This is a genomic window from Bradyrhizobium sp. NAS80.1, assembly GCF_001908205.1.
In the GTDB taxonomy this organism is placed as follows: domain Bacteria; phylum Pseudomonadota; class Alphaproteobacteria; order Rhizobiales; family Xanthobacteraceae; genus Bradyrhizobium.
Genome location: NZ_LGHL01000099.1, coordinates 20635 through 27889, shown reverse-complemented (window position 1 = coordinate 27889; position 7255 = coordinate 20635). Strand labels below are relative to the sequence as shown.

Here is a 7255-nt window from a genome sequence, read left to right as displayed (position 1 = left end):
ATCTCGCGGTCATAGACCATCGAGAGCGAGGACTGCATGCCGTTGAAGAGCTGGATCATCGCCATCAGCCCGGGCGCGATATAGACCTCGTAAAGGATGTAGGTCTCGTAGGGCGGAATGATCGAGATGCCGAGCACCTGGCGGAAGCCGGCGGCGAAGATGAACAGCCACACCAGCGGTCTTACCAGCGCCGAGACGAAACGCTCGCGTTGATGCAGGAAGCGCAAGCCCTCGCGCCAGACGATGCCGGTGAGGCACGTCATGTACTCCTGTAACGAGAAACCGCGCGGCGCGTCGCGCGTGGTGATGCTGCTCATGCGCCGCCTCCCGGGATGGTCTGCGCGCCGGTCAGGCGCATGAAGGCGGTGTTGACGTCCTGCGCGCCGGCTTCCGTGATGACGCGGCTCATCGGCCCCTGCGCCAGAACCTTGCCCTGGTGCAGCACCACGAGGTCGTCTCCGGCCATGATCTCGTCGAACAGATGCGTGGCCCAGAGCACGCCGATGCCTTGTTCGGTCACGAGCTGGCGGACATGGCTGATGATGTCGGCGCGCGCCTTGACGTCGAGACCGACGGTCGGCTCATCCAGCAGCAACAGGCGCGGCCGGTGCAGCAGCGCCCGCGCGATCTCCAGCCGTCGCATCTGCCCGCCGGAGAGATCGCGCACCTTGCTGCCGGCGCGGTCGGCAAGCCCGATGCGGCCGAGCAACTCGGCGCTGCGCGCGGCGGCCTCGCGCCGGCTGATGCCGTGAAGCGCGGCGTGATAGAGCAGGTTCTGAGTCAGCGACAGATCGAGATCGAGCGTGCGCGGCTGAAACACGACGCCGAGCAGCCGCAGTGCCTCGCCGGGTGCACGGCTGATGTCGTGTCCGAAAATGCCGACGCGGCCCGACTGGATGCCGAACAGGCGCGTGACGAGCGAGAACAGCGTGCTCTTGCCCGCGCCATTGAGGCCGAGCAACGCGGTGAAGCTCGCAGGCTGCACGTTGAAGGAGACGTCGATCAGCGCCCGGCGCGGGCCGTAAGCATGGCTGACGCCGTCAATCGCGAGCGCCGGCACCGCTGCCGGATCATGCTTTGGCGTTTCCCGTTGTTCGGCGATGGGAGCAGGGCTGGTCATGGCGCGATCGTGATGCCCCAGGGCAGTTCGCCCACCTGAATGGTCTTGATCACTTTTTGCGCGCCGACGTCGATGACGGAAACGTCGTTCGACACGCCGTTGGTCGTGAGCAGGTATTTCTCGTTCGGCGTGAACGCCATGTGCCAGACGCGCTGTCCCACCAGAAGATATTTCGTCACCTTGCGCGTCGCGGTATCGACCACGGCGATACGATTGGCGGGGCCGAGTGCGACGAAGGCGGTCTTGTCGTCCTTGGTCATGCCGATGCCGACCGGCTGGATCGCCTCGCGGCGCAGGCCCGGTATCTCGAACGTGACCTTGCCGATCACCTCGTGCTTTACGGGATCGATGACTGAGACGGTGCCGCCGATCTCCGAGGATATCCACAATTCGGAAGCGTCGTGCTTGAACTCGGCAAAGCGTGGCCGCGCGTCGACCAGCACGTTGGCGACGATCTGGCGCGAACTGGTGTCGATGAAATGCGCCATGTTGGTCGTTTCGGACGTGTTGATCAGCGTCTTGCCGTCGGGGCTGATGGTCATGCCCTCGGGTTCGACGCCGACCTGGATGTCGCCGAGACGTGCGCGCTTTTCGAGGTCGATCACGGTCACCGTGTTGTCGTTCTCGTTGGCGACATAGAGCACCTTGCCGGCGGCATCCTGGGTGAACAATTCGGGGTCCGGGCCGGAGGGCAGGGTGTCCACCACAGCTTGCGTCTTGGCGTCGATCACCTGGATGGTGTCGTCGTCGCCGACCGCGACCATCACGAACTTGCCGTCGCGCGTGAACTCGATGCCGCGCGGGCGCTGGCCGACCTTGATGGTCTTGGTCACCGTCCAGCTTTCGGTGTCGATCACGGACACCGTGTTGCCCTTCTCGTTCGAGACATAGGCGATGAACGCGTGCGCGGGTGCCGCCGCGAGCGCGAGCCCGGACAGCAACCCCACACGCCACACGCGCAACATCCAAGTCTTCACTTAAATGCCCTCACTTCAGCTTGCATTTGCTCTCCGGGCGGTCATAGCCGAGCGTGTCGAGCTCCGAGACCTGGTGCAGAAACCCTTCCTGCGGCGACACCGACACCACCATGCGGCCGTCGACCAGCAGGATCGGCTGGCGGAGCTGCAGGTTCCAGTCGCGCACGGTCAGCCGCGTGCCCTTGAAGGCGGCGATCGAGAAATCCGGGCCTTTGATGAAGTCCGTCACCTTCCTGATGTCGCCTGAATTTGTGCGCGAGGTCGCTTCGCCGATCATCCGCACTGCCGTCCATACCTGCATGTCGAGCGCGGTCATCCGCCGCGAGTTCAGCTTGATGAAGCGGTTCTGCATCTGGATCGCGCCCCACTGGTCCTGCGCCGCATCCCAGCTTCGCGGCACGAGGCCGGCCGAGCCGGCGACGGGACGCGGATCCCAGGTGCGATAGGGCAGATAAGCGCCGAATACCTCACTCTCGTCGGCGGCGACGAGCACGTCGTAGGCGGGCGCCTGCTGTGTGAACACGGGCATCTGGCGCTGGATCAGCGTGACGCCGCTATCGCTGCGGCGCGCGCCGCCCTTGTCCTCGAAGGTGCGCTCCTGCACGATCTTGGCGCCGAACCGCGTCGCGGTGCGCCTCAGTGCATCGGCGAACAGCTTGTCCTCGTCATGCGAGCCGACCACGAGCAGCCAGCGCTTCCACTGCTTCCACACCAGATACTGGCCGAGCGCATCCGCCAGCATCGATCGTGTCGGGGCGGTGTGGATGACGTTGGCGCGGCAATCGGCCTCGCGTAGCCGCTCGTCGATCGCACCGGCGTTGAACAGCAGCGTGCCGCGGTCGCGCAAGGCATCTGCGACCTTCAGTAGTGCATCGGGCGGCAGGTCGGTGACGATGAAGCTGTTGTGCTCGGCGAGCGCGGTCGCAGCCTGGACCGGATCTTCGCTCTCCTTGATGCGGCGTTCTTCCAGCGTAAAGCGCTGGTTGAGAAATTTGCCCGTGGTGTTGTTGTCCTCGATCGCGAGCTTGGCCCCGGCAACGCCGTCATTCTCCGCGGGCTGCTCGACCAGCGACAGCGTCGATCTGGTGCCGGCGACGCCGAGATAGCCGACGCCGATCGTGACTGGGTCGGCCGCGCATGCCTGCGTCGCAACCAGACCGAAGCCGATCAGGCCGGCCAACCATCGGATCATGTTTCCTCCTGACGATCCCCCCCGGCTTGACCGCCGGTGGAGAATTGTCTCTGCTAAAGCATGACCGATTTGGCCGGGCTTGCAACCCCGCATTTGGTCGTCGCGACGCGACGAGCCGGAATCACGATCATGCGAGCATTGCTATCGATTATCGTTTTGCTGTTGATGGGTTCGGCCGCGTTCGCCGACCCGCCGAAACTCGCGGTGTTCGATTTCGAGCTGGTCGACACCAGCCTGCCCGGCGAGTTCTATGGCTCCAAGCCTGAAGAGGCGCGGCTGGAGCGCATCAGCGAGCAGTTGCGCAAGGAACTGACCGACTCAGGCCGGTTCCAGGTGCTCGATATCGCACCTGTCCGGGATGCCGCCCGTCACGCCAATCTGCAGGCCTGCGGCGGCTGCGACCTCAAGCTCGCCGGGCAGCTCGGCGCTGATCTCGAGATCACCGGCGTGGTGCAGAAGGTCTCGGACCTGATCATCAACCTCAACATCTACCTGCGCGACGTGAAGACCGGCAACATGATCACCGCCGCCAGCGCCGACATGCGCGGCAACACCGACGAATCCTGGTCGCGCACCATGAGCTATCTGATCCGCAACCGGTTGCTGGCGCCGAATTACGGGAAGCCGCAGTAGGTTTTTCGCCTCTCCCCGCGTGCGGGGAGAGGCCGGAATTTGCGCAAGCAAGTTACGGGCGAGGGGGAGTCTCTGCGAGGTCCGTCTTTCACCGCCTTTGCAGAAGCAGCCCCTCACCCCAGCCCTCTCCCCGTAACAACGGGGAGAGGGGGAGGAGAGGCCGGTGTCACGCCGTCAGCCGCGCCGCGTGCCAGTGCAAATGGTCGCTCATGAACGTCGAGATGAAATAGTAGCTATGGTCGTAGCCCGCCTGCCGCCGCAGCGTCAGCGGGAGGTTGGCCTTGGTGCAGGCCGCCTGCAGCAGCTCCGGCTTGAGCTGCTCTTTCAGGAAATTGTCGGCATCACCGTAATCGACAAGGAAGCCGGAGAACTTCGCGCCGTCCTCGATCAGCGCCACCGTGTCATGGTTGCGCCAGGCATCCTTGTTGGGTCCGAGATAGCCGGTCAGCGCCTTGATGCCCCAGGGCACCTGCGACGGCGCCACGATCGGCGCGAAGGCGCTTGCCGCGCGATAGCGGTGCGGGTTGCGCAGCGCCACCGTCAGCGCGCCATGGCCGCCCATGGAATGGCCCATCACCGATTGCCGCCTGGCATCGACCGGAAAGTTCTCCGCCACGAGCTTCGGCAGCTCGTCGGTGACGTAGCTCCACATGCGATAATTGCGTGCGAACGGCTGCTCTGTCGCGTCGACATAGAAGCCGGCTCCCAGGCCGAAATCATAGGCGTTGTTGGCATCACCGGGCACGTCGGGCCCGCGCGGGCGTGGTGTCGGGCGCCACGAAGATCAGGCCGAGCTCGGCACAGGCTTTGCGGAATTCACCCTTCTCGGTGACGTTGGCATGCGTGCAGGTAAGCCCGGACAGATACCAGACCACGGGCAACTTGACGCCATCCGGGTGCGGCGGAACATAGACCGAGAACACCATGTCGGTTCCGGTCGCCTGGCTCGCGTGGCGATACACGCCCTGGACGCCGCCATAGGATTTATTGGTCGAGACAGTCTGAGTCGTCATGCCTTCACGCTCCGTGGCACCTGGCCACATCTACATTGCAACGTTTGTGTACCGAATTTGTGGCGGCCGGTGCGCTTCGTCAGGCAACGCCGCTGTCGATCGCCAGCCGCACCAGCTCGACCGAGGTCTTCACGCCTAGCTTCTGTCGCATGATCGAGGAAGTGTTGGCCACCGTCTTGTACGACGATTGCACCAGCCAGGCGATCTCGGACAGGCTCTTTCCGGCGCTGAGCAGTCGCAGGATCTCCATCTCGCGCGCATTCAGCTTGGACAGCGGATTTTGCGCGAGCGCCGGTCCCGCAAAGGCAATGCTACGCGCGATCGCGCTCGGCAGATAAGTGCCGCCGCCTCCGACGGTGCGGATTGCCTCGACGAGATCATCGGGATCGCCGGTCTTGGACACGTAGCCCTTGGCCCCGCACTCGATCGCGCGTGCGGCAAAGGCGGGGTCGTCGTTCATGCTGAACATGATGATCCGGGCCTCGGGCGCCCGCTCGAGGATGCGGCGTGCGAGCTCGAAGCCGGAGACGGTCGGCAGGTTGATGTCGATGATGCAGAGGTCGGGGCGCTCGACAATGAACACGCCTTCGCCGTCTTCGGCGTCGGCGGCCTCCAGGATCTCGATCTCGCCCTCGTCGGCCAGCACGGCACGGCAGCCGGAGGCGACGATAGGATGATCGTCGACGATCAGAATGCGCATAGGCGTTCCCCGTGACAGCGCTTCCCCGTGATAGAACTTGCCTGTTTTTCCGCCGCATGATGCCGAACGAGCAACACGAGTGTGTCTCATGTCGGGTCATGCAACCCGGCCGGGTTTGCTGTACGCTTCCGATTAGATATCGGGCGCTTCGTCTCTGTCAACGTCATCGGACAGGTGCGGGCCAACCTTCGCGAGGCACAGGCGGCACCAATGTGGCAAAATCTATCCTTGCGCGTGCGCATCAACCTGTTGCTGGCGCTGCTGCTGGCGCTCGGGCTCGCCGTCAATATCGGCCGCCAGGTTGCGGAAGCCGGGCCGCGCGTGCAGGCCGAGGACCAGAGCGTGATCCGGCTCGCGCGCGAGTTCATTGAGATGATCGTGGCGGATCTCAACGAGGCCCCCGATCCGGATGCCAGGCTGAATCAGATCGCGCGTGATCTCAGCCGTCTGCGCCATGTCAGCATCGCGCTTCGGGACGCCGGCGGGAACCCGCTGACGCCGCCGCGCACCGAGGCCGATGACGAGGTGCGCGGGCCGCCGGCCTGGTTCGTCAGCCTGGTCCATCCCGAGCAGACCGCGGTGAGCGTGCCCGTCTCGATCCACGGCAAGCCCGGCTCGCTCGTAATCACCTCGCACCCCAATGACGAGATTGCCGAGATCTGGGATAGTATCGTGACGCAGCTCGAGGTCGGCTCGGTGATCGCTCTCGTGCTGTTCCTGGTGATGATGACAGTGGTCGGCCGCGCGCTCACCCCGCTGCAATCATTGGCGCAAGCCATGGCCGAGATCGAGGGCGGGCACTATGAGGCGCGCGTTAAGCCGGGCGGCGCGCCTGAGCTCGCCGCGATCTGCACCAAGCTCAATCATCTTGCGGCGACGCTCGGAAAGGCGGTCGAGGATAAGCGGCGCCTTGCCGAACGCGCGGTGTCGCTCCAGGACGTCGAGCGCAAGGAGATCGCGCGCGAGCTGCACGACGAGTTCGGGCCGTATCTGTTCTCGCTGCGCGCCCATGCCAGTGCGCTGGCGAAACTGGCGGACGGACGAGCCCCGAGTGCCGACGCCGTGCGAAAACATGGCAATGCCATGATGGAGCAGATCAACGCACTCCAGCAGTTCAATCGCCGGGTGCTGGAGCGCCTCCGGCCCGTAGGCCTTGCCGAGCTCGGCCTGCGTCAGGCGCTGGAATCGCTGTCGCGGCTGTGGCGGGAGTCGTATCCCGATGTCAGAATCGAAACCACGATCTCGCCGGCGCTTGGGCTCACCGGCGAGACCGCCGACCTCACCATCTATCGCATCGTGCAGGAGTCGCTCACCAACGTGTTCCGCCATGCAGGCGCGACCTCGGTCAATGTCGTCATCGAACCGGCGGAACAGCTGGGGCGCGACGGTCGCGGCTGTGCCCGGGTGCGGATCAGCGATAATGGCCGAGGCATGGAGCAGGGCCAGAAGCTCGGCTTCGGCCTCGTCGGCATGCGCGAGCGCATTCTGGCGCTGGGCGGCACGCTCAACGTCGTCTCCGGCGATGGCGGCCTTACGGTCGAGGCGCTGGTTCCGACGCCGGCGGCCTGAGCGTGCGGAATGCGATCGGGAAAAATTCCCGATCTGGTCGGGAAAACGGGT

General features: G+C 64.8%; 7 protein-coding genes and 1 pseudogene. 2 read left to right on the top strand and 6 right to left on the bottom strand.

Annotated features, from left to right (window positions below; genetic code table 11):
• The 4 genes from AC629_RS22430 to AC629_RS22415 form a co-directional block, all read right to left on the bottom strand.
• Nucleotides 1-317: ABC transporter permease (locus tag AC629_RS22430; RefSeq protein WP_349531185.1), on the bottom strand; the 317-nt coding region annotated here is incomplete at its 3' end.
• Nucleotides 314-1120: a lanthanide ABC transporter ATP-binding protein PedB/LutE gene (locus tag AC629_RS22425; RefSeq protein ID WP_084807149.1), complete on the bottom strand. Its 807-nt coding sequence runs from the start codon at nt 1118-1120 to the stop codon at nt 314-316. The genes AC629_RS22430 and AC629_RS22425, both read right to left, overlap by 4 nt.
• Nucleotides 1117-2085, bottom strand: coding sequence for a YVTN family beta-propeller repeat protein (locus tag AC629_RS22420; RefSeq protein WP_084807148.1), 969 nt, complete (start codon nt 2083-2085; stop codon nt 1117-1119). The genes AC629_RS22425 and AC629_RS22420 overlap by 4 nt, the downstream gene beginning before the upstream one ends.
• A 22-nt stretch (nt 2086-2107) precedes the next feature.
• Nucleotides 2108-3289, bottom strand: a complete 1182-nt coding sequence (locus AC629_RS22415) for a lanthanide ABC transporter ABC transporter substrate-binding protein PedA1 (protein ID WP_084807147.1) — start codon at nt 3287-3289, stop codon at nt 2108-2110.
• A gap of 60 nt (nt 3290-3349) precedes the next feature.
• Here AC629_RS22415 and AC629_RS22410 point away from each other — a divergent pair, with 60 nt between their 5' ends.
• Complete coding sequence (locus AC629_RS22410) at nt 3350-3922, top strand: DUF3280 domain-containing protein (protein ID WP_143199353.1); 573 nt, start codon at nt 3350-3352, stop codon at nt 3920-3922.
• A gap of 166 nt (nt 3923-4088) precedes the next feature.
• Here AC629_RS22410 and fghA read toward each other — a convergent pair.
• Together fghA and AC629_RS22400 are read right to left on the bottom strand one after the other, a co-directional pair.
• Nucleotides 4089-4935: pseudogene (gene fghA, locus AC629_RS22405) on the bottom strand (S-formylglutathione hydrolase).
• A gap of 79 nt (nt 4936-5014) precedes the next feature.
• Nucleotides 5015-5635, bottom strand: a complete 621-nt coding sequence (locus AC629_RS22400; RefSeq protein WP_084807146.1) for a response regulator — start codon at nt 5633-5635, stop codon at nt 5015-5017.
• 210 nt (nt 5636-5845) lie between these two features.
• Here AC629_RS22400 and AC629_RS22395 point away from each other — a divergent pair, with 210 nt between their 5' ends.
• Nucleotides 5846-7204 (top strand): histidine kinase, encoded by a 1359-nt coding sequence (locus AC629_RS22395; RefSeq protein WP_084807145.1) that lies wholly within the window; start codon nt 5846-5848, stop codon nt 7202-7204.
• Nucleotides 7205-7255 lie beyond the last annotated feature (51 nt).

What these genes read in the sequence shown, in the direction of transcription:
- AC629_RS22415 (WP_084807147.1), bottom strand. Translation starts at nt 3,289, where the DNA reads ATGATCCGATGGTTGGCCGGCCTGATCGGCTTCGGTCTGGTTGCGACG.
- AC629_RS22410 (WP_143199353.1), top strand. Translation starts at nt 3,350, where the DNA reads ATGACCGATTTGGCCGGGCTTGCAACCCCGCATTTGGTCGTCGCGACG.
- AC629_RS22420 (WP_084807148.1), bottom strand. Translation starts at nt 2,085, where the DNA reads ATGTTGCGCGTGTGGCGTGTGGGGTTGCTGTCCGGGCTCGCGCTCGCG.
- AC629_RS22395 (WP_084807145.1), top strand. Translation starts at nt 5,846, where the DNA reads ATGTGGCAAAATCTATCCTTGCGCGTGCGCATCAACCTGTTGCTGGCG.
- AC629_RS22425 (WP_084807149.1), bottom strand. Translation starts at nt 1,120, where the DNA reads ATGACCAGCCCTGCTCCCATCGCCGAACAACGGGAAACGCCAAAGCAT.
- AC629_RS22400 (WP_084807146.1), bottom strand. Translation starts at nt 5,635, where the DNA reads ATGCGCATTCTGATCGTCGACGATCATCCTATCGTCGCCTCCGGCTGC.